Source organism: Phaeodactylibacter sp., assembly GCF_040219495.1.
Lineage (GTDB): Bacteria > Bacteroidota > Bacteroidia > Chitinophagales > Saprospiraceae > Phaeodactylibacter.
In genome coordinates, this window is the sequence record NZ_JAVJSK010000156.1 from 1 (window position 1) to 21,829 (window position 21,829).

Sequence of the window (21,829 nt, forward strand, 5' to 3'; positions counted from 1 at the left end):
TGTGCAAAAGCCTGTGGTAGGCCCAGGAAAGTCAACAGCGCGAACGCCAGTGTGCTCAGTAGCTGAGATGGAGAAACGAATGTAAATTTCGTTTTTTCCATAAGATCACGATTTGTTTAGAAAAAAATTAGGTTAAAAAAAGGTCGTTAATAAAATATCTCAACTTTTATTCCCTAAAAAAAGGAATGAAAGTATGATTTAGGTCGTCAGGAAAAGTGGCTCTTTCGCCAGAATTCTTCTATAAGGTTTCTACGATAACGCAAAATGCATTAATGGCAAGCACCAGACCATTGAGTGGTTGAGTGTTGCCCATTTTGTTACGCTATAATCTCATGAAAAGAAATACGGAAAACCGGAGATTGGCTTTTGTAAAAGCTGGTTCTAAATGATAATTAGAATAGGCTTTATTTACCATGTTGTTGCTTTCCGGTATAATGCAGTTGCTAAACTACTGTTTTTTTCTAGAAAAAGAAAGTAAATGACTTATTTACTTTTCAGTTAGTCTTAAATGCAAAAGTAGCAGCGAGAAGACAAAATCAAAAATTTATCTCCTGTTTTTTTAACAGAATTTTTTTTACCCACGTAGTCTACCTTGCCCTTCCTGTATCTTCCACCATAAAGCGTAGTGCACGAACTCCCCTAATCGAGTCTTGCCTCATGAACTGCTCAATGCCCAACTCATAGGATCCAAGCTGATTGAAGTAGGTATCCGATTGAAGAGGTACTCGTAGCACACAGTCTTTGCCATCACATTTTCCGTACCATACCCCTGCTTTGTTGGCCAGTTCGAGCGACACGGTCTCTTCCATGCGGTGCCCATCCGGAAACGCTGTAAGTATTTTAGTGTAGAGGTTTTGGGTTTTATAATCTGCCGCATGCTCTACTTCAAGCCAAAGATTATACACTTTGTTTGTATCCTGAACCTCAAAGGAGAAGGCCAGCGGATCATCATAAGCCCAACCGGTATCCGGTATTTCCCGGGTGGCGTCATAGATCATATCAGGGCCACAGGAAGAAAGGGCGAAGAGGCTGCCAAGTAAGAGGCTCATCCTACTATAGTGACCAATCAAACGGGCAAAGGGCATAAGGTGGTGTTCTATTTGAAGTAATCTTTCATTTTCTCAAAAAAGCCTTTGTCAGACTTGCCGGGCTGAGGATTGAAGTTGGGCATCTGCCGAATCTTTTCAAGGATTTCCCGGTCTTCGTCAGCAAGCTTTTTAGGCGTCCAGACATTCACATGGATCAGCTGATCTCCTTTCCCATAAGATTGAACGCTTGGCAATCCTTTCCCCTTAAGCCGGAAGATTTTCCCCGACTGCGTTCCAGCCGGCACCTTGATCTTCACCCAACCATCTATGGTAGGCACTTCCACGGAGGTCCCTAAGGCCGCATCCGCAAAATTAAGGTAGAGCTCATGGACCAGGTTCATGCCGTCGCGCTGCAAGTGATCGTGCGGCTTTTCCTCTATATTAATGAGCAAGTCTCCGGCAGGGCCACCTTTTGCACCAGCGTTGCCCTTACCGCGCAAAGACAATTGCATCCCTTCTTCCACACCGGCGGGGATTTCAATCTCCATCGTTTCCTCTCCCTGCATACGGCCATCTCCGGCACAAGTGGTACACTTTGCCGTTACTTGTTGGCCTGAGCCACTGCAGGTAGGGCAGGTGACAGTCGTCTGCATTTGCCCCAGAAACGTATTTTTCACTTGGCGAACGTAGCCTGCACCACGACAAGTTGTACAGGTTTTCACGCTACTGCTGTCCTTGGCACCACTGCCATTGCAGGAGGTACAATTCACTTGCTTCTTGACCTTGATTTTTTTGGTCACCCCGCTGGCAATTTCTTCCATCGTCAGCGCTACCTTTATCCGTAAGTTGCTGCCCCGTTGTCCGGCCCCCCGGCTGCGACCTCTGCCGGCGCCTCCGCCGAAGAAGGAATCAAAGGGGCTACCGCCATCACCGAAGATATCACCAAACTGCTGGAAAATGTCTTCCATGGTCATACCACCGCCGCTAAAGCCGCCGCCACCGCCATTACCACTAACTCCGGCATGCCCGTAGCGATCATAACGCGCCCGTTTCTGGGCATCGCTCAATACTTCATACGCTTCAGCTGCTTCCTTGAACCGCTCTTCCGCCTCTTTGTCATCCGGGTTGCGGTCAGGGTGGTACTTCAGTGCCAGTTTGCGATAAGCCTTCTTGATAGCGCCATCGTCTGCATCTTTATTGATCCCTAGTATCTCGTAATAATCTCTTTTTGCCATAATGTCTTGTTAGCCTGACGCTTTTCGTTTTTGGTACGCTGACCCATTCCGTGAACTATGCAAATAAGCCCGAAAAGAAATACTGCTTTTTTAGTGGTATTGCCTCCGCTTCGCTCATTTTCCACGAAATCCATCAGGACGGTTTATTTTCCAACGACCACTTTCGCGTGACGGATGATCTTGTCATTGAGCCAGTATCCTTTTTCAACGGTATCAATGATTTTACCTTTCTGCTCCTCAGAGGAAGCGGGTATTTCCGTCACAGCTTCGTGCAATTCCGGGTCGAAAGCTTCTCCGTTGGTCTCCATAGGCTTCAGCCCTTTTTGTTCTAAAGTGCTGTACAGTTTCTTATAGACCAGCCCCATGCCTTCTGCGAACAAATCGCCTTTATCATTATCATCGGCAGCCTTCCGGGCTCTGTCAAAATCGTCCAGAACTGGCAGGAGGGCTGTCATTGTGTCTTTTGCAGCGTTCTTCATCATGTCCATTTTCTCCCGTACCGAGCGCCGCTTGAAGTTTTCAAACTCCGCCATAAGGCGCAGATGCTTGTCTTTAAGTTCTTCCAATTGCTTGTCTTTAGCACTTAACTGATCGTCCAGGCTCAGGTCGCCTTCCGCTTCCTGAGTATGGGATTCCCCGGCTGCTGCCTCCTCCCGTGTTGCTTCCTGTGCAGCGGCAGCATCCTGGTCCTGTACTTCTTCTTGATGCTCTTTATGTTCACTCATGGTTTGAATTTTTGCGTTTGCAAAGGTATAACCTCTGGTAAATGCCCGCAATTATTTTGCCAGCTACATATCTGCGACAATATGTCAGTCTGCCAGCTGTGCTTCCAGGCGGTCCCGGACCTGTTCAACGGTTGGATCAACAGCGATAATCTGGCCCTCTGGGTTGAGCAGGTACTTGGTCGGGACTTGTTTGATGCCGAAGTCGTTGGCAATTTTTCCATCAAAAAACCGCAGGCTCGTCGCTTTGTCCATAATGTGATAGGGCCAGTTCAGCCCGTCTTGCGCAATAGCCCGCTCCCAGCGGTCCCGGTTTTCTTCCACACCAATACTTACAATTGCAAAGCCCTCTGCGCTCTCGAAAGCAGCCTGTGCAAAGGATGCATTCAGCTTAACCAACTCAGGGTTTTCAGCCCGGCAGGGACCGCACCAGCTCCCCCAAAAGTCCAGCAGCACGTATTGCCCTCTGAGGTCAGACAGGTTAAAAGTAGCTCCGTTTTTCAGCTCGGCCTCAATGGCAGGCACCCGTTCCCCATTGATAAACCGGGGCTTCATGTAAAAGTAGCGGCCGATGATCAGTAGCACCACCCCGATGATGAGTACATTCAGTACCTTTCCGAAGGTTATTTTTGGCATTTTTTAGATGAGAATTTTATGACCAGACGATATCGTCCATAACATATTATAAAAAACAAGCGTTTTCTGTACTTTGGGCTTTATTTACAGGTCGTCTTCCGAACCTGAGCAAGTTTCTAACCAAACCGCAAGCTGAACCATCTATGAAGGTTATCGATCCAAAATCAACATCTACTAAAGATTTACATCAGTACTTACTGGGCGCCATTGCCCCCCGCCCTATTGCCTTTGCCAGCACCGTGGATGAACATGGCAACCACAATCTGGCTCCTTACAGCTTTTTCAATTGCTTCAGCTCCAACCCGCCCATACTGGTCTTTTCTTCCAACCGCCGCGTCTCCGACAACACCACCAAAGATACCTTGCACAACATTATGCAGACCCGGGAAGTTGTCATCAACGTGGTGAACTACAACATCGTGCGGCAAATGGCCCTTACCAGCGTCGACTACCCCAGTGAAGTGAGCGAGTTCAAGAAAGCCGGCCTGACCCCGGTACCATCCGACCTCGTAAAGCCGATGCGCGTGGAGGAATCCCCTGCCCAAATGGAATGCAAGGTCAAAGAGATTATCCCGCTCGGTGAAGAAGGCGGTGCCGGACACCTTATTATATGTGAAGTCGTCAGAATGCACATTCAGGAAAGTGTACTGGATGAAGACGGTAAGATCAACCCCCACAAAATCGACCTGATGGGCCGTATGGGACGGGCTTTTTATGTACGTGCCAGCGGAGAATCTATCCACAAGATTTTCCAGCCTTTCAATGTGCCGGGCATCGGCTTTGATGCACTGCCCGAAGGGATACGCAACAGCCGTGTCCTTACCGGTAACAACCTGGGCATGTTGGCTTCCCTCCCCGAAGCGCCCGCTCAGGAAGCCATAGACGCGGTAAAGCAGGAGCCCGCTGTACAGGAAGCCCTGACCACTGACCACCCCAAACGTTCCCTACACCTGCTGGCCCAAAAAGAACTGGCCAAAGAGGAAAAAGGACGGGCGGCATCTATTGCCTGGCTGAGCGAACAGCTTTGACTTTTCCTGCATACCGGGCAAAATCCACTACTCGTTCGGGTTTCAGGCTTCAATGGAGTTTGAAACCCGAATCTTAGTATTCACAAATGTCGCCCAGTACATATAAACTTCCTGCCCAGTCTCTTTTCCCGAATCATAATTTGCTTAATTTAGCCTTTCTTAACTGACCTTGCCCCACTGCCAAATTCAACACACTCTAATTCTATCAATCATAACATTTGCAAAGTATGAAGAGGACTTTTACCCGGTTTAGTGCCGTACTGGCAGCGCTATTGATAGCTGCTACCGGCTGGGCACAACAGCAAACACCCCTGGACATCGCACTTCGCCATCTGGAGCAGGAACGCGAAGCCTGGGGCCTGTCCGATGGAGACACCAAAGACGTCGTACTCCGCGATCAGGTATACAGCCGCCACAACGGCACCACCCACTTTTACTTCAATCAGCGCCACGAGGGCATTGAAGTCTACAACGCCATCAACGGCGTGCACGTACAGGAAGGCAAAGTGGTATTCTCCACCAACCGTTTCACGCCCAATTTGGCAGAAAAAGTCAATACCACGGCTCCCAGCCTTACCGCCTATCAGGCGATTGAGGCTGCAGCGACCGACCTCGGGCTGATCATGGACGGACGGGAGCACCCAATTGCGCAGGATGGCCATGTCTACACCTTCTCCGGCGGCAGCATTTCCGATTCGGATATCAAAGTGGAGCTGGTCTATCAAATGATAGAGGACGGAAGCGCCCGCCTCGCCTGGGACCTGGCTATCGATATGCCTACTACCCATGACTACTGGAGCCTCCGCATGGATGCCATCACGGGTGAGGAACTGGACCGCATCAACTGGAATGTAAGCTGTAATTTTGATGCGCCCAATGGCACGCATGCCCACAGCCACAACTGCGAGCACACGCAAGCGGCTGACAAGCCAGGCTTGCCTATTCGTCAGGCGCTGGAGCAGCAAAACATGGTGCAAAGTGACAATGCCGTGTACAATGTATTCGCGCTACCCGCTGAGAGCCCCATCCACGGGCCACGTGTGCTGGTGGAAAACCCTGCTGACACCCTGGCTTCTCCCTATGGCTGGCATGACACCAACGGTGAGCCTGGCCCGGAATATACCATCACCCGCGGCAACAACGTCCACGCTTACCTCGACCTTGACAACTCCAATCAACCGCAAGGCGATGAGCCGGATGGTGGGGAAAATCTGATTTTCGATTTCCCAATCGACCTGGAGGCGGAACCCGAAACCTACCGGGAAGCGGCCGTGTCGCAGCTTTTCTACACCAACAACATGATCCACGATATTGTCTACGCCTACGGTTTTGATGAGCAGGCAGGCAATTTCCAACAAAACAACTACGGCCGGGGTGGACAAGGCGGCGATTATGTCAATGCGCACGCTCAGGACGGTGGTGGCACCAACAATGCCAATTTTGCCACTCCACCAGATGGAGGCAATGGCACCATGCAGATGTACCTCTGGCAGGGCGGAGGCAGTATCTTTAGTGTCAATAGCCCACAGCCGGTAGCGGGTTCCTATGAAGTGGCGGCGGCATCGTTCGGTGCTCCGATCACGGAAGACCCGGTGACCGGCGATGTAGTAGTCGCTGATGACGGCACAGCAGAGGGCAGCCTTGCCTGTAACCCGCTGGAAAATGTGGAGGCTATGGAAGGCAAGATCGCTATCATTGACCGGGGCGGTTGCGAATTTGGCCTTAAGTCATTGAATGCACAGACGGCCGGAGCGATCGGCGTCATCATCTGCAATTTTGAAGAGGCAACTGCAAATATGGGAGGTGGTGCGGTAGGCGTACAGGTGACTATACCTGTTGTTTCCCTTGGCAATTCAGACTGTCAAACTATCCGCGAATTTGCCGGGCAGGGTCTGAGTGTGACTTTCCAGATACCTGACGACAGCGGCCCTGAACTCGTAGATGGCGACCTGGACAATGGTATCGTGGCTCACGAGTACGGCCACGGCATTTCCAATCGCCTCACCGGTGGCCCTTCCGCAGCTGGCTGTCTGGGCAACGACGAGCAAATGGGTGAGGGCTGGAGCGATTACTTCGCCCTTATCTCTTCTGTACAGCCTGGCGAAACCGGCGATATGCCCAGAGGAATCGGCACCTTCGCCCTGAAACAGGAACCCGACGGCTCCGGTATCCGCCGGCAGCGCTACTCCACCGACTTTTCCGTGAACAACCAAACCTACGACGATGTCAAAGGCACTACAGCCCCTCACCCACTTGGTGAAGTTTGGGCAATGGTCACCTGGGACCTCTACTGGGCTTTCGTGGAAGAATACGGCTGGGACCCTGATCCCATGAACGGCACCGGTGGAAATAACATGGCCATCCAACTCGTCATGGACGGTATGAAGCTTCAGGCGTGCAGCCCGGGCTTTGAGGATGGGCGTGATGCGATCTTCGCAGCCGATATACTCAACTACGATGGCATTCACGAGTGCCTGATCTGGGAAGTCTTCGCCCGCCGGGGTATGGGCTACTTCATGACACAGGAAAGCTCGAATAACCGTAACGATAACGTAGAAGACTTCGAGCCCCTACCTACATGTATCCGGGAGCTGAAGATCACCAAGTCAGCCACTCCACTTATTGAAGCCGGCGAAGAAATTGAAGTGACCCTCGTGCTGACCAACCATAAAGGCGAAACCGTTACTGGCGTAATGGTGGAAGATGAAATTCCGAGCGGCTTATCCTTCATCCCCGGTTCTGCGCAAGGTGCTGATGCCACGGCTACTGGCAGTGCTGTTACGCTCGAAGTAGGCGATATGTCAAACGGTGAAGTCATAACGATCACTTACAAGTTGTCTTCTGACGAGGAAATTTTCTCCACCACGCAGTACTTCGACGGCATGGAGAACGACGATGAAAACTGGTTCTTCCTGAACCTCGACCCTGAAGGCTTCAACGTTTGGGAAATTTCTGAGCTTGATACCTACGAGGGAGAGAAAAGTTGGTTCATCGAAAACACGGAGTTTGTGAACGACCAGGTGATTTTCCTGCAGGAGCCGGTTACAGTGACCGGTGAAAACCCGGTTCTCCGCTTCTACCACAAGTTCAATACCGTTATTGGTTTCGACGGTGGCGTGGTTGAAATCTCTACCGACGGTGGCTTCACCTGGCTGCGTATCCCAGAACGCCTAATCCGCAACGGCTACAATTCCACACTGGATTATCAGACGCTGGTTATTCCATTCCTGGAAGCTTTCTCCGGTGAATCTAATGGCTGGATCGACACCTACATCGACCTCAGCGACTACGCCGGACAGGACATCAACTTCCGCTTCCGCTTTGGTTCTAATGAAGGTGGCGCGCCTACTGCTGGCACGAACCCCGGCTGGTTTGTGGACAATGTGGAGATCATGGACATGATCAACTACAACGGGGAGGCCTGCGTCATGTCAAACGAAGGTGACATGGCATGTACTATTGCCCCTGAAGAAGGCACTATTGTGGAATCCGCGCTATCAAGCAACGTGGAAGAAGCCTTGCCAGAGGGCGCCGTGAAAGTCTTCCCTAACCCTGCCAATGACTTGCTGAATGTAGCCATTGATGTGACGGGTGCAGAAGAAGCACTGATCACCCTCGTTGCGATGGACGGCCGCGTCATGCAGGAGCAGCAAGTGGAAATGGGCGGTTTTTATCAGCTCGTTCCCGTTAATGTTGCCCAGTTGCCTGCCGGTATGTACTTCGTAAAAGTGCAGGCGGGCGGTAAGATGACCACTCAAAAGGTCGTTATCCGATAGGATGCACTTGAAGGATCAATGAAGTTTAGCCCTGGCGTATGAATTTTGCGCCGGGGCTATTTTGTTTTACAAACACTGTCTTAGGGGTTCACACAGCGTACGCAGAGGTTCACGCGGAGCTCGCTAAGTACCAATACCACACTAACCTTTGCATACTCCGCGTACCCTCCTCCGCGGTCTTTGCGTGAAACCCCTCTGCGGTCTTTGCGTGAAACCCCTCCGCATTTTCTCCTCCATCCATATCTAACTCTCAACTCAAAGTGTACTTTTGCGTTTCATTCCCGAACGACAACGCACATGACACAAAAAGTACAACTCGAACTCTACTTCTGGATTTTTACCGTTCTCGTCACCTCAGCGGTGATGCTGCCTATTCTTACGTCCGTACCCGGCTACCCCTTCACTTTCGTAAATATTGTTTATGTGGTGGTGGCCATCACCCTGACGCGCTATATATTCCTGCTTAAACATACCTTTCTGGCCAGACGCCAAAACCTGAAAGTTGTGGTGGTATTTCTGTGCATCCCACTGGTCTTCTATCTGGTACAAAACCTCAACTACTTTCAGACTTTTCTGGATGAAGAAGGGCCTGAAGCCATCATTGGTAAACTCGCCTATACCGAACAGCAGAACCTGCTCACCTATATACGGAGTGAACTGTTGCTCTTTGGCGTAATGAGTATTATTAGCTCGGTGCTGCTGCCCCTTCGACTGATTCTTTCTGTTTGGCGTACCCGCAACCGGGGGACGGTATAATTGGATTGAAATTAGGCGGTTCTGGGACACGAGCGTAGCGACTGATGAAATAAAGACCCGCCTAATGCTTAAAACATATATTTAAGGCTCATACTGATGCCAATAATCAGCACCAGAAAGCCCGTCAGCAATGCAGCTTCCCAGCCCAGCAGGCGGCTCCAGTCCACCTTGAAATCAATCACGACCTCCTTTGCCCGACCGGGCAGCAAACGGCTTGTGCCATAGCCAACAGTCAGGGTAATGAAGGCACCAATGGCATTCCACCAAAACCAGAATATTCCCGGGACGTAGAGCCAGAGGTAGACATTCACCAATACACCGGTAGCCAGGCCGATATTGGCACCCAGTGCATGCGTACGGCGGGTCATAATGGCTAAAAGGAAGGTCGCTAAAATGGGACCGTAAAACACAGAGCCGATTTTATTGATGGCCTCAATAACCGTATCCGCAATTTCACCAGCGTATGCAGCCAGTACAATACACACCACCCCCCAGGCAAAAGCAGTGTAGCGGGAATAACGCATATAGTCGGCATCTTCCAGCGTCTTGCCACGAGCAATAAAGTCCTCCACTGTCACAGCCGAAAGGGAATTAATAGCGGAGCTAAGCGAAGACATGGCAGCTGACAAAATGGCCACAATGAGCAGCCCAATCACTCCATGCGGCAGGTAGTCCCGGATAAACACCGGAATCATCATATCCGGCTTATCGGCGGGCACCGCGGCCTGAAAAGCAGGGGTAGTGGCGACCAGCGTACCAATAATCAACCCCATAATGCAGTACGTCAGGGTAACCGGGAAACGGATGAGCCCGTTGAACAGTAACGTCTTCCGCACCACGCCCATATCACGGGCGGACAAGGTGCGCTGCGCCTGCGACTGATCGGTTCCGTAGTAAGAAACGTACAGGAAGAAGCCACCGAGCAGCATGGGCCAAAAGCCAAACTCCTCCCCTTTCTGAAAGCCCCAGCCAGAAAAATCTACCGCGTCGAGGCGGTCACGGTCCAGCTGCGCGGTAAAAGCTTCCCAGCCCCCGATTTCTGCCAGGGCAAAGCCCATGCACAGCAGAATGCCCAGAAACAGGATGATCATCTGAATCATATCACCGTAGACAACTGCTTTCATGCCGCCCTGAAGGGAGTAGATGAGGGTAATCACCCCGATGATGCCCAAAGTGGTAAAGAAGGAGACCTCCAGAACGCTTTCCAAAATGATAGAAACCGCATAGACCATCACCCCGGTTGCAAAAGCCCGGCTGATCAGAAAAACAGCACTCAGCAACAGGCGGGTGGACGCACTAAACCGGCGCTCCAGATACTCGTAAATGCTAACGATACCCGCGTTGTAGAGGGGTGGAATAAGCACAGCCATTAGGAACAGCATCGCCACAGGTACGCCAAACTCAAAGCTGAGCCACTCCAGCCCGCCACCCTCGCGTAAGCCTACAAAAGCCGGTGCCGAGATAAAACTGATGGCTGACAGCTGCGTAGCCATAATCGACAGCCCCAACGGCAGCCACCCGAAGCTCTTGCCGCCCAGGAAATAGTCTTTCCCGTCTTTCTGATCCTTGAAAAAATAGCCCAGCCCCAGAAAGGCCAAGGCATAAACTGCCACGATAATGTAGTCTAAGGTGTTCATAACCTGGTCTTCGTTTTTGCCTCTGCGATAAGGGCTCCTGTAGCCTCTATCCCGATTATTCCCCCCAAAATAAGAAGAATACGCAACCTATCCCTTAACTTCGTTGTTCAAACTTCAGTATCAAGACCGGGCGAGTATGAAAATAGAAGAAGCAATCAACCAGACCAAACCCTTTAGAAACGACCGCCATCGGGCGATGGTCAACCTTATCTATACCCACAATTGGATGGTTGACCAACTGCGGTCAAAGATCAAACCCCACGGCATTACCATGCAGCAATACAATGTGCTCCGGGTGCTGCGGGGTGCCGGTGAGCCTATCAGCACTTCGGTGATCCGTGAGCGGCTGCTCGACAAAATGGCAGATACTTCACGTATGGTACACCGCCTTGCGCAAAAGAACCTCGTGATACGCCAGGAGTGTGCCCATGATAAACGGCTGGTAGATGTTTCGCTTAGCGATGAAGGGTATGAGTTGCTGAAGCGCCTTGATGTGCTCAATCAGGAAATGGACCGCATCTGCGCCGAACTGACAGAAGAAGAAGCGGCCCAACTGAGCCATCTCCTCGACAAATTGCGGACTGATTAATTAAAAAGCCGTTTGGAAACGCATTCCCAAACGGCTTTTACTCAAACAGGCGCTTGCCTTACTGCGTACTCAGACCAGTGACTTTCTTGCGGTCGAAGTATTCCTTTGCCTGAGGGGAATACACTTCAATGGTCTCATATTCCACCATTACTTTTTTGCCTTTTAGGCTGCCTGGGTTTTCGATGAGTTGATCACTGCCCTTGAAGTAGCCCATCCAAAGTAACTTTTGAGACCGGCCGTTGGCTTCTTTGATGGTGATCGTTGCAATATCATCACCAGACACCCCTTCAAAGGTCCCGGATACTGCCCCTGCTGATTTTGCAGTAGGTGCAGCGTTCATGCTTTGAGGTGGCTGCTGACCCGCCAGTTTCATAATCACATTGGGGCACTTGAATGCCATTTTCATGCCGATTTGCTCCCCCAGTTTGGTCATTGCAGACTGATCACTGGGATTGAGCTCACCGTATTGTTTCTCAAAGGCAGCCTGATTGTCACCTACGGCCTCCATAAGACATATACTCAACTGCATCTGCAGATCATCTACAGACATGTTATCTATATCCTTTTTTGAAATGCAGTAACACGCATCGTCGGCAAGTACATCCAATAGTATATCATCCAGTAAAGCTTTCTGGGCATTTACAGCAGGAGCAAGCAGCATAAAAGCGCCAAATAGTGCAGTAGCGAGAATATTCTTCATGTTTCTGATTTTGAGGCAAAGGTAGGGAAAATGGTTTTTAAGACTGTTCTTTTCGCAGTGCTTCCTCCCTTTCCATGATGGCGGCCATACTATTGTCCTCCAACGTTTTCAGGGTCTGATCGCGAATGGTCAGAAAGACCGCCCGGATACCACAGGTCTTCTCATCTTTACACTCCTCACAGCGCTCGTAGTAGTTGAGCGAAACACAGGGCAGCATCGCAATAGGCCCGTCAAATAAGCGCATCACCCGCGCCAGGCTGATGTCTTCCGGGGGCACTTTCAGGAAGTAGCCGCCCTTCCGGCCCCGCTTACTGCGGAGAAAACCTGCGTTTTTGAGGTCCAGGAGAATCGCTTCTAAGAATTTATGTGGGATGTTTTCACCTTCCGCTATTTCCGATGCCAGGACCGGCCGTTCCTCGTTGCGGTGCCGGGAGACATACAACAAGGCGTTAATAGCGTATTTTGATTTCTTCGATAACATAGATAAAAGTCGTTCTTGTCCCCCAAGATAGTAGAATTAAAAATTGATTCCCTGTGATAGGTATCACAATCCACCATTGGTTTTGTTCGTCAGAGGGCGTTCATTTCTCATTTCCAGCCATTCATTGCTACAACCCTGCCATTCGTCTTTTTTGATCGTACGTTGCAACAAAAATCAATACCTTACTTGCCCACACAAGATTATTACAAACCATGAAACTCAGCATTATTCTTTTCCTACTACTTTTCAGCATTACGCCTGGCCAGGCACAAACCCCTCTTGATGCATACCTCAAAAAGGCTCTGGAGCAAAACATCGGGGTCCGGCAGCAGGAGCTTTCCCTGGAGCAATCCGAGGCAGACCTGAAAATCGCCCGCCAACAATTCTTACCCACGCTTTCTGTCAACGCCCGATATTCAGTCGCTGCGGGCGGTAGATCCTTCATCATTCCGGTGGGCGACCTTGTCAACCCGATTTACGCCAACCTCAATGCACTCAATGATGTTGCCGAGGCTGCCGCTCCGGACTACCCTACCCTCTCCGATTACCCTGCCATAAACAATGTGGAAGAGAACTTTCTCCGGCCTACGGAACAGGAAACCGTTGTACGGCTGCAGATGCCTGTATTCAATCAGGCGATCGTCCACAATCAGCGCATTCAGGAAAACATCTTGGCTGCCGGGCAGTTATCGGTAGAAGCCTACAAGCGCACGCTGGTCAAAGAAGTCAAAGTGGCGTACTATTCTTACCTGCAAGCCCGGAAAGGGGCACAGATTGTACAGAATGCCCGGGCGCTTCTCGAAGAAAACCTGCGCACCACCCAAAGCCTGGAAACCCACCATAAAGTCACCCGCGATGCCGTATACCGGGCACAAGCTGAGCTTAGCGCGGTAGCGCAGCAGCTTACCGAAGCCCGCAAACAAGAAAAAGTCGCCCGGGCCCTTTTCAACACCCTCCTCAACCGCCCGCTTGATGCAGCCATCGAAGCGCCCACCACAAGCGCACTGCTACCAGGCCCTGCATTCACCTTACAGGACGCTCAGGCTCAGGCCCTTCGACAACGAGAAGAATTTGATCAACTGTCCTGCTATGAAGCCGTCCGGAGTCAGGAACTAGCAATAGCTAAAGGCAACCGCCTCCCGACTGTCAACTTACAAGCCGACTACGGTATACAGGGTACCCGGTATGAAATCGATGATAACGCACGGTTTTTTCTTGGTTCCGTTGTAATGAACGTACCCATTTTTGATGCCAAAAACAATACCCGCACCCAAAAAGCCAGAATCGGCCAGCTCCAAATGGAACAACAACGAGCCGCTGCCAAACAACAGGTACAACTACAAGTCTTACAAGCCTACTATGAACTGGAAGCTGCAAAGGAGCAAATCGAGCAGTCTAAAGCAGCCTATGCTGCAGCAGAGCAGGGCTTCCGGCTCATCCGTAAAAAATACGAACAGGGACAGGCCAATTTGCTGGAATTTCAGCAATCCCGCAATCAGATGACTACCGCCGCCCTGCAGCAATCTATTGCTCAATTGCAATACCAGGTCCGGCACGCCAACCTGGAACAAGCCACCGCTACGTATCCTATTGGATCGTTTTAATCCTAAACGTTGAGGAAGAGCCCTTCAGGAAAGCCTGAAGCTTCTGTTGCTCCGAACCTGCAGAGCCCCTCGATTAGAAGCCCTCAACCCTAAAAAATTTGTAAAAAGCGTAGGATCATGAACCGATATTGCCTTCCATTTTTCGCATTATTCTCAGGCCTGTTGGCATTGCAAAGCTGTAGTACCTCACCCGCTACTACGGACGACAACACCACAGCGCCAAGAGTGGTAAAAACAGTGGCCGTTGTCCCACTGCAATACCGGGAGACCATCAAAGCATCCGGGCAACTTGCACTGGCAGAGGAAGCCCGGCTGAGCTTTAAAACCGGCGGTGTCATACGCAAGGTCTATGTGCGTGAAGGGCAGCAGGTTCAAGCCGGGCAACTGTTGGCAGAAATCGAACTGGACGAAATCAATGCCCGGGCCCAGCAGGCGAAGCTGGGCAAAGCCCAGGGGGAGATTACGGTTGAGAATGCCAACCTTGCCCTGCGGCTGGCAGCGCGCGACTACCGCAATACCCAAGGCTTGTATGCTGATAGCGTAGCGACGCTAGAGCAGTTGGAAAATGCAGAAGTACAATTGGACAATGCCCGCAATCAGCTCAAACTAGCGGAACGTGCCCAAGGTATTCAGGAACAGCAGCAGGAAGTAGCTGATTACAACCTCAGGCACGCCAAAATCTTTGCCCCTGCAGCAGGCACTATCCTCAAAAAGCTGGCAGAGCCCAACGAAATGGTAGGCCCCGGCATGCCAGTCCTCCTGTTTGGCTCCCGCGAGAAAGCCTTCGTCATCCGGGTGAGCGCTACCGATAAGGATATCGTGCACCTGAACCTAGGCGACCCCGCCACCATCACCTTTGACGCCTACCCTGAACGGGCTTTCCAGGGGACGGTGCGCGAACTCGCCGGCATGGCTGACCCGTACACCGGTACTTTTGAGGTAGAAGTGCAGGTAGAGGCCGAAGGTGCCCGCTTGCGCTCCGGTTTCATTGGCAGCGTCACCATTCAGTCCCGTCAGGCACGCCCGTTGCTTGCTATCCCGGTGGATGCCCTGAAGGTAGCCAACGGGGATCAGGGCGTAGTCTTCACCGCCGCCAATGGTAAGGCCAACCGCAGGACCGTTGATATTTATCGCTTGCAGGGCACTCAGTTGCTCCTAAAATCCGGCCTGGACAGTACCGACCGGGTAATCATCAACGGGCTCAGCTTCCTGCAAGATGGAACTCCGGTTTCCGTAAAGTAAAAACAGCATTTTCCCAATATCAATTCTCCGTGATGAATATCCCGAAGTTTTCTATAAAGAACTACCAGTTTACACTGACTACTTTTGTTTTTCTGTTGGTCATGGGCCTCACGTCCTTCCTCGATATGCCCCGGCGGGAAGACCCTGCGCTGGACATTCCGAAGATGCTCGTTCTTGCCGTATTCCCCGGCGCCAGCCCCACCGATATGGAACGGCAAGTGGTAGATATACTGGAAGAAACCATCAACGAACTCGACGACCTCAAGGAGATCCAAACCACTATCCGGGACGGCGTAGCTTCTGTTGAAGTGGAATTCAACTTCGGTGTAGACGCTGATGAGAAATTTGACGAGGTGCAGCGGCAGGTCAACCAATCCCGGGACGAGCTTCCGGAAGGGCTTTACCAACTTGATGTCCTGCAGTTTTCTACCAATACGGTCAATATCATGCAAGTTGCGCTCTATTCCGCCACCGCCACCTACGCCCAACTCAATGCCGATGCAGAACAGGTAAAAGCAACGATGGAGTCCATACCTGGCGTCAGAAAAGTAAAGATTGAAGCCTATCCCGAACAGGAGGTCCGTATTGCGCTGCAGCCCACGGTAATGAAAGCCATGGGCGTCAGCCTCGAGGATGTGGAGCATGCGATACAGAGCAGCAATGCCAGTATACCCGGTGGTGCGGTAAACGTTTCTCAAAAGCTGTTCAACGTAAAAACCTCTGGTGCTTACGAAGCGTTGGAGCAAATCCGCAACACGATTGTAGGCGTATACCGGGGCAGCGTGGTCTACCTAAAGGATGTGGCCCGTGTATTCATGGATTATGAGGATGAGCGCTGGACCGCCCGCTACAACGGAACGCCCTGTTTGTATGTCAATATGCAGCAAAAATCAGGGGTCAATATTTACGATGTGGCGAGGCCGGCAAAAGAACAACTAGCGGCACTAACCCTGAGTCCGGGCGTTGAACTGGCTTATGTCTTTGATCAGTCAGAAGGCGTCACACAGCGGGTATCTAGTTTCCTGCGCAATCTATTGCAGGGAGTGCTCCTGGTGGGCATTATTATCTTTTTGGTACTGGGCTTTCGTTCTTCGGCTCTGGTGATGGTCGCCATCCCCTTTTCCATTCTCATCGGGCTATGGGTTGCCGACTTGTCTGGTTTTGCTTTGCAGCAAATGTCTATCGCCGGGTTGGTGGTAGCGCTGGGCCTTTTGGTAGACAACTCCATTGCTATTGTTGAAAATATAGAGCGCCTCCTCAATCAGGGGCTTTCCCAGACGGATGCAGCTATCAAAGGTACACAACAACTGCTCGCACCTATTGGTAGTGCTACCCTGACTACGATCCTCGCATTCGTGCCAATTGTGATGATGCCAGAGACCACCGGGGCCTTCATCAAAGCTTTGCCGGTAACGGTGATTGCGACCCTGGCAGGCTCCTTCCTCATTGCCGTTACCCTCACGCCATTTCTGGCCAGCCGTTTCCTAAAAGCCAGGAGCCAGGCCAACCATAAGCCCACCTGGATGTTCCGTCAGCTGACCTGGATAGTGGAAACGCCCTACCGGCAAACGCTGGACTGGGCTATGCGCCATAAATGGGCAGTCATCGGGCTTTCTTTCACCGCCCTGATTGTTGCCGCCGCCCTCTTCCCCCTCGTAGGCGTTGCCTTCTTCCCCAAAGCAGAAAAGCCACAGTTCCGAATTACGGTACAACTCCCTAATGGCAGCAACCTGGAGGCTACCGACCGCGCAGTCCGTGATGTGGAAGCAGTGCTAGACACCATTCCCGAAGTAGCCTACTACGTATCCAATATTGGGCATGGCAATCCCCGGATTTACTACAATGTGGCACCCACTAGCTTTTCCAATGACTTTGGAGAGGTTTACGTAGTGCTTAAGTCTTACAACATAAAGTCCTTTTATGCTCTGATTGACGAACTCCGAACGGCTTTTGCCAATCACCCCACCGCCCGGATTGACGTGCGGGAGTTTGTGCAGGGGCCACCTACGGAAGCACCCGTAGCAATAAAAATCAATGGCAACAACCTGGAACAATTGCAGGAATATGCACAACGCGTAGAGCAGATTGTCCGAAGCACGCCCGGTGCAATCAATGTCGACAACCCTATCCGGAGCAATAGTACAGATCTTCATTTTGACATCAACCGTGATAAAGCCATGATGCTCGGGGTGCCTGTTTTTACCATCGACAATACCGTCCGTAGTTTTGTCAATGGCTCGAACGTGGGAACCTTCAGGGATGCCGAAGGCGAAGACTACGCTATGGTCCTGCGGTATGACTTCCAGGATCAGTTTCGCGTAGACGACTTTGAAGACATCAGTGTGCAGAGCCTGAGCGGAGCATTTGTACCGCTGCGGCAATTGGCCAGCCTGGAATTTGCCGAAGCGCCAAGCCGTATCACCCATTTAGACAGCAGACGAACGGCAACAATCCTGGCAGACCTCGGCAAGGAGTACACTCTGGATGAAGTTATTGCTGGTATTGATGCCCAATTACAGGAAATAGAGTGGGAAGATGGGTACAGCTACGTTTATAAAGGCGACCTGCAAAGCCGGAACGAATCATTTGGAGGCATGGGCACCGCCTCCCTTATGGCTACACTCCTCATTTTGGGCGTCCTCATCATACAATTCCGTTCCTTTGTACAGCCGCTGATCATCTTCTCCGCATTGCCTTTAGCGATGATTGGGTCTATCCTCGCGTTGCTGGCTACCGGCATCAATTTCTCCTTTACCGCCTTCATCGGACTGACCAGCCTGATTGGGATAGCCATCAACAACTCTATTGTGCTGGTCGACTTTGCCAATGAGGTACGGCGTGAAGGAGGCTCCGTAGCAGAAGCGGCAAGGCAAGCCGGGGAGGTGCGGTTCATCCCCATTGTAATGACTACGCTTACGACCATTCTGGGCCTGCTGCCACTGACTCTGACCGGTGGTTCTCTCTGGGCGCCGATGGGCTGGACCATCATTGGCGGGTTACTGACCTCAACGGGCTTTGTCTTGCTACTGGTTCCCGTATTATACGTTTTGATTACCCGGGCGTAACCGCGCCGTTGCGTGTATTTCATTAGGCTACGACAAATGGTGGGCTCTATATATCCGGTACTTAGAGGCAAGCTACTCATTTATTCCAGCGCAAAGAAAGCTTATTATCGCTATCTTTGGCGCATGAAAGCAGTTATTCCCGTAGCTGGGGCAGGTACCCGCCTGCGCCCGCTAACGTATACTCAACCCAAGCCGCTTATACCTGTAGCTGGAAAACCGATTATTTCCTTTATCATCGATCAGTTGATAGAACAGGGGATACGGGACTTCATTTTTGTTATCGGTTACCTTGGTGAAAAAATCAAAAACTACGTTGATAAGGCCTATCCTGATATCAACCGAGAGTACATAACGCAGGAAGTACGCCTGGGCTCCGGGCATGCGATCTGGACTGCCCGGGACATGATCCGGGCGGATAAGGAATTGGTGGTGTTTTTTGGAGATGTCATCCTCGATGTCGATTTCGAGAAGGTCATAAAGTGCCCTCATTCCTGCCTCTGTGTAAAGAAAGTAGATGATCCCCGGAAGTTTGGTGTCGTTGAGTACGGGCAAAACGGCCGGGTCAAACGGGTGGTAGAGAAGCCTAAAATCCCGAAGTCTGATATGGCAATGGTGGGCTTCTATAAAATCAAAGAAGCCGAGCAGCTCATTGATGCGCTGGAATTCAACATCAACCATAATATCCGCTCCAATGGGGAGTTTCCGCTTACGGATGCCTTTATGCGGATGATCGAGCAGGGCGTACACTTCTCTACCCAAGTCGTGGACAACTGGTTTGATTGCGGCAAAAAGGAGGTCTTGCTGGACACCAATGCGGCTTTTCTCGACCGTTCCGGTTATGCTTCCACAGATCTGCCGCCATTTGACAATTCTATCATCATTCACCCGGTGAGCATAGGGCAAAACTGCAAAATTTCCAACTCCATCATCGGCCCTCATGTCACTATTGGCAATAATGCCCGCATCAGCCATACGATTATCAAAGACAGCATCATCGGCAACTATGCGCATATCAAGGAGGTCATCCTGCAGCGCTCGGTAGTGGGCAACGATACCGCTATTACCGGCTTACGCCAAAGCCTGAACATCGGGGACAATACAGAGATTGACTTTAGCTTGCCAAGAAGCTAGTGGATTGTTTCGGAAGTGCCTAAACGTAAACATTCAGCAAACCCAAGGCTTCGAAGGGTGAAATACGCCCAACCAATTCGGACTAGCCGCACTAGTGCTTAAACTCAAAAGTTCATTTTTCCAATATGGCCAAACCACAACAAGACCTCAATATCCTCTATGGCCGGCACCCTGTTGTCGATGCCCTCAATAACGGCGTTCCCCTCGAAAAAGTCCTGCTACAAAAGGGCATACGGGGAGAAATGGAAAAGGAGTTGCGCCACCTTTGTAAGGCCGCCGAAGTCCCTATGCTTGTCATTCCCAAAGAACGGCTCAAGCGGTATACAAACGGCAATCATCAGGGTGTCGTGGCCCTGCAGGCTCTAATCCGCTACCAGAAAATTGAAGATATCCTGCCTATCGTCTTTGAGCGCTCAGAGACCCCGCTCTTCGTCTTGCTCGACGGCGTGACCGATGTGCGCAACTTTGGGGCGATTGCCCGCACGGCTGAGGTCTGCGGTGCGCACGCCCTGGTGATCACGCAGAAAAACAGCGCGCAGATCAACCCCGAAGCGATGAAAACGAGTGCAGGTGCACTCAATACGATTCCCGTTTGCCGGGAAAAGAGCCTGATCACAGTCATCGAGTACTTGCAGCAATCTGGCATTCAGGTTTTGGCGAGCGACTTACAGGCCACACACCCCATTTACGACTTGGACCTCACTGCGCCGGTCGCCTTTATTCTGGGCGCGGAAGGCGAGGGCATTAGCCCGGCAGTGGCCCGAAAAGCCAACCAAACGTTTATTATCCCTCAGAGCGGGCAGACGGATTCCCTCAATGTTTCTGTTGCAGGAGGTATGATGCTGTACGAGGCGATGCGGCAGCGGGGGCAGTAGAAAAGACTTGATAGTACTTTAGAGCCTGCCCAACGGAGGGGTTAAAAGCAAGCAGACCTGCCGGTTACTCACCTGACAGGTCTGCGCTTTTTTAGATTTGGACTTTACTAACCGGTCTGTAAACCAGAAGGGCAAGGCCTCAATTAATTCTGATCAATCTCGTAAGGCAGTGCGTAGAAGATCGCCCGCAGGCTGATCGGCTCGTCAATGTCCGGATTAAAAGTTTGAGTGGAGCGGTTGTAGATCACCGTATAGATATTCGCGATGAGCTCATTGATATCGTTAAAGCGCTCCTGCAGTTCGTTGGCGTCTTCTGCTTCCACAAAGAAATTTTCGCTGCTCGCCAGGCTTTTGAGGTAGTTGGTGTTGTACTCCAGGCCTTTCCCCTTCAGGCCAATCATATATCGGGGGAAGTCCGAAGCCTGAATCTGCTGCCGGTTGCCGGTTGGGTTATTGGAGCCATTATCATTGCCATCCGTAAAGGCCACCAGCACTTTGTCATCCACATCGAGGTCGGCCTCTCCAAGTGCATTCAGGCCACTAAGGATACCATCGCTCAGGCGGGTAAAGGTCTGTGCATTCAGGTCAGGGTAAGGGAAGTTGTTGATGGCTGTAGCCACATCGCTGAGCTGAGTAGTAAACGGATACGTAATGACGGTATCAGCAAACAGGGTCAGTCCGATGTAGCCGGAGCCCCCGTTGCTGGTCAAGATCTGTTCTGCAAAGTTCAGGGCATATTGCTTCACCTTATCGCGGTCCTCACCCAGGGAGCTACTGACATCCACCACCAGCTGCGTAGCCATACGGGTCTGAGCAAATTCTTCCTGGTTTTTAAACTCCGTTTGCTCGAACCACCGGTCGTTGGCGGGGCGGGTATCATCCCGTTCTTCAATCGTTACGCACTGCGCGGTATAGTTGAAGTCGTTATCACTTAGGCGGATATTGGGGATACGGATCACGACCTTGTTGTCCTCGACGGTTGGGAAAAACACGGTGGTATCATATTGTACCCGTTCATCAGTGCGCGTCCGTACGATTTCAACCTGCGGTTCTTCCCCCTGATAATAGGTGTAGTCAAAACGCAGTACAATCGCATCATCGGAGGTAACGCCAATACAACCTGGCTCCGGGATTTCATCCACGTTGGACGTAGGCGTGTCATTTTCCTCTTTCTTGCAGCTGGCGAATGCCAACACAGCGGCGAGGCTCAACAGGGCAGCAATTTTCAAGTTTTTCATAAGCTAGTCGGTTAATTAGGTACAGTTTCAGGAATAGCGCTGCACGAATGCAGCACAGTCAGTTACCCTAACTAGCTTTACGCCTG

The 21,829-nt window shown here is 51.2% G+C and carries 17 protein-coding genes; 9 read left to right on the plus strand and 8 right to left on the minus strand.

The genetic code is table 11. From position 1 onward, the window contains the following. Positions 1–587: 587 nt before the first annotated feature. From RIC19_RS25190 to RIC19_RS25205, 4 genes are all read right to left on the minus strand, one after another. Positions 588–1,049, minus strand: coding sequence for a gliding motility lipoprotein GldH (locus RIC19_RS25190; protein ID WP_350181161.1), 462 nt, complete (start codon positions 1,047–1,049; stop codon positions 588–590). 47 nt (positions 1,050–1,096) lie between these two features. Continuing rightward, a complete protein-coding gene (gene dnaJ / locus RIC19_RS25195) occupies positions 1,097–2,263 on the minus strand; it encodes a molecular chaperone DnaJ (protein ID WP_350181162.1) in 1,167 nt (388 codons plus the stop codon). Positions 2,264–2,406: 143 nt separating this feature from the next. Then, a complete protein-coding gene (locus RIC19_RS25200) occupies positions 2,407–2,988 on the minus strand; it encodes a nucleotide exchange factor GrpE (protein ID WP_350181163.1) in 582 nt (193 codons plus the stop codon). 84 nt (positions 2,989–3,072) lie between these two features. After that, positions 3,073–3,621 (minus strand): TlpA family protein disulfide reductase, encoded by a 549-nt coding sequence (locus RIC19_RS25205; protein ID WP_350181164.1) that lies wholly within the window; start codon positions 3,619–3,621, stop codon positions 3,073–3,075. Positions 3,622–3,764: 143 nt separating this feature from the next. On the opposite strand from RIC19_RS25205, the gene RIC19_RS25210 reads away from it, so the two are divergent. The 3 genes from RIC19_RS25210 (at position 3,765) to RIC19_RS25220 (ending at position 9,181) form a co-directional block, all read left to right on the plus strand. Continuing rightward, entirely contained in the window at positions 3,765–4,649 is an 885-nt protein-coding gene (locus RIC19_RS25210; RefSeq protein WP_350181165.1) for a flavin reductase family protein, read from the plus strand. A gap of 227 nt (positions 4,650–4,876) precedes the next feature. Then, entirely contained in the window at positions 4,877–8,425 is a 3,549-nt protein-coding gene (locus RIC19_RS25215) for a T9SS-dependent M36 family metallopeptidase (protein WP_350181166.1), read from the plus strand. 297 nt (positions 8,426–8,722) lie between these two features. Continuing rightward, the gene (locus RIC19_RS25220) at positions 8,723–9,181 is read left to right on the plus strand and encodes a hypothetical protein (protein ID WP_350181167.1); all 459 of its coding nucleotides are present in this window, start codon (positions 8,723–8,725) and stop codon (positions 9,179–9,181) included. A gap of 68 nt (positions 9,182–9,249) precedes the next feature. Here the strand turns inward: RIC19_RS25220 and RIC19_RS25225 are convergent, their stop codons facing one another. Then, positions 9,250–10,818, minus strand: coding sequence for a sodium:solute symporter family protein (locus RIC19_RS25225; protein ID WP_350181168.1), 1,569 nt, complete (start codon positions 10,816–10,818; stop codon positions 9,250–9,252). Between the two features lie 136 nt (positions 10,819–10,954). Here RIC19_RS25225 and RIC19_RS25230 point away from each other — a divergent pair, with 136 nt between their 5' ends. Continuing rightward, positions 10,955–11,407 (plus strand): MarR family winged helix-turn-helix transcriptional regulator, encoded by a 453-nt coding sequence (locus RIC19_RS25230; RefSeq protein ID WP_350181169.1) that lies wholly within the window; start codon positions 10,955–10,957, stop codon positions 11,405–11,407. 58 nt (positions 11,408–11,465) lie between these two features. Here RIC19_RS25230 and RIC19_RS25235 read toward each other — a convergent pair whose 3' ends face one another. Both RIC19_RS25235 and RIC19_RS25240 read right to left on the minus strand, forming a co-directional pair. Beyond that, complete coding sequence (locus RIC19_RS25235) at positions 11,466–12,107, minus strand: hypothetical protein (protein ID WP_350181170.1); 642 nt, start codon at positions 12,105–12,107, stop codon at positions 11,466–11,468. 37 nt (positions 12,108–12,144) lie between these two features. Then, on the minus strand, positions 12,145–12,588 hold the full coding sequence (locus RIC19_RS25240) for an RrF2 family transcriptional regulator (RefSeq protein ID WP_350181171.1): 444 nt from the start codon (positions 12,586–12,588) through the stop codon (positions 12,145–12,147). A gap of 212 nt (positions 12,589–12,800) precedes the next feature. Here RIC19_RS25240 and RIC19_RS25245 point away from each other — a divergent pair, with 212 nt between their 5' ends. From RIC19_RS25245 to rlmB, 5 genes are all read left to right on the plus strand, one after another. Continuing rightward, positions 12,801–14,192: a TolC family protein gene (locus RIC19_RS25245; RefSeq protein WP_350181172.1), complete on the plus strand. Its 1,392-nt coding sequence runs from the start codon at positions 12,801–12,803 to the stop codon at positions 14,190–14,192. 117 nt (positions 14,193–14,309) lie between these two features. After that, complete coding sequence (locus tag RIC19_RS25250) at positions 14,310–15,434, plus strand: efflux RND transporter periplasmic adaptor subunit (RefSeq protein WP_350181173.1); 1,125 nt, start codon at positions 14,310–14,312, stop codon at positions 15,432–15,434. A gap of 32 nt (positions 15,435–15,466) precedes the next feature. Then, entirely contained in the window at positions 15,467–18,499 is a 3,033-nt protein-coding gene (locus tag RIC19_RS25255) for an efflux RND transporter permease subunit (RefSeq protein WP_350181174.1), read from the plus strand. A gap of 123 nt (positions 18,500–18,622) precedes the next feature. Then, positions 18,623–19,630 (plus strand): sugar phosphate nucleotidyltransferase, encoded by a 1,008-nt coding sequence (locus tag RIC19_RS25260; protein WP_350181175.1) that lies wholly within the window; start codon positions 18,623–18,625, stop codon positions 19,628–19,630. Between the two features lie 125 nt (positions 19,631–19,755). Next, positions 19,756–20,505 (plus strand): 23S rRNA (guanosine(2251)-2'-O)-methyltransferase RlmB, encoded by a 750-nt coding sequence (gene rlmB, locus RIC19_RS25265; protein ID WP_350181176.1) that lies wholly within the window; start codon positions 19,756–19,758, stop codon positions 20,503–20,505. Between the two features lie 143 nt (positions 20,506–20,648). On the opposite strand, the gene RIC19_RS25270 is transcribed toward rlmB, so the two are convergent. Next, a complete protein-coding gene (locus RIC19_RS25270) occupies positions 20,649–21,743 on the minus strand; it encodes a vWA domain-containing protein (protein ID WP_350181177.1) in 1,095 nt (364 codons plus the stop codon). Between the last annotated feature and the right edge of the window lie 86 nt (positions 21,744–21,829).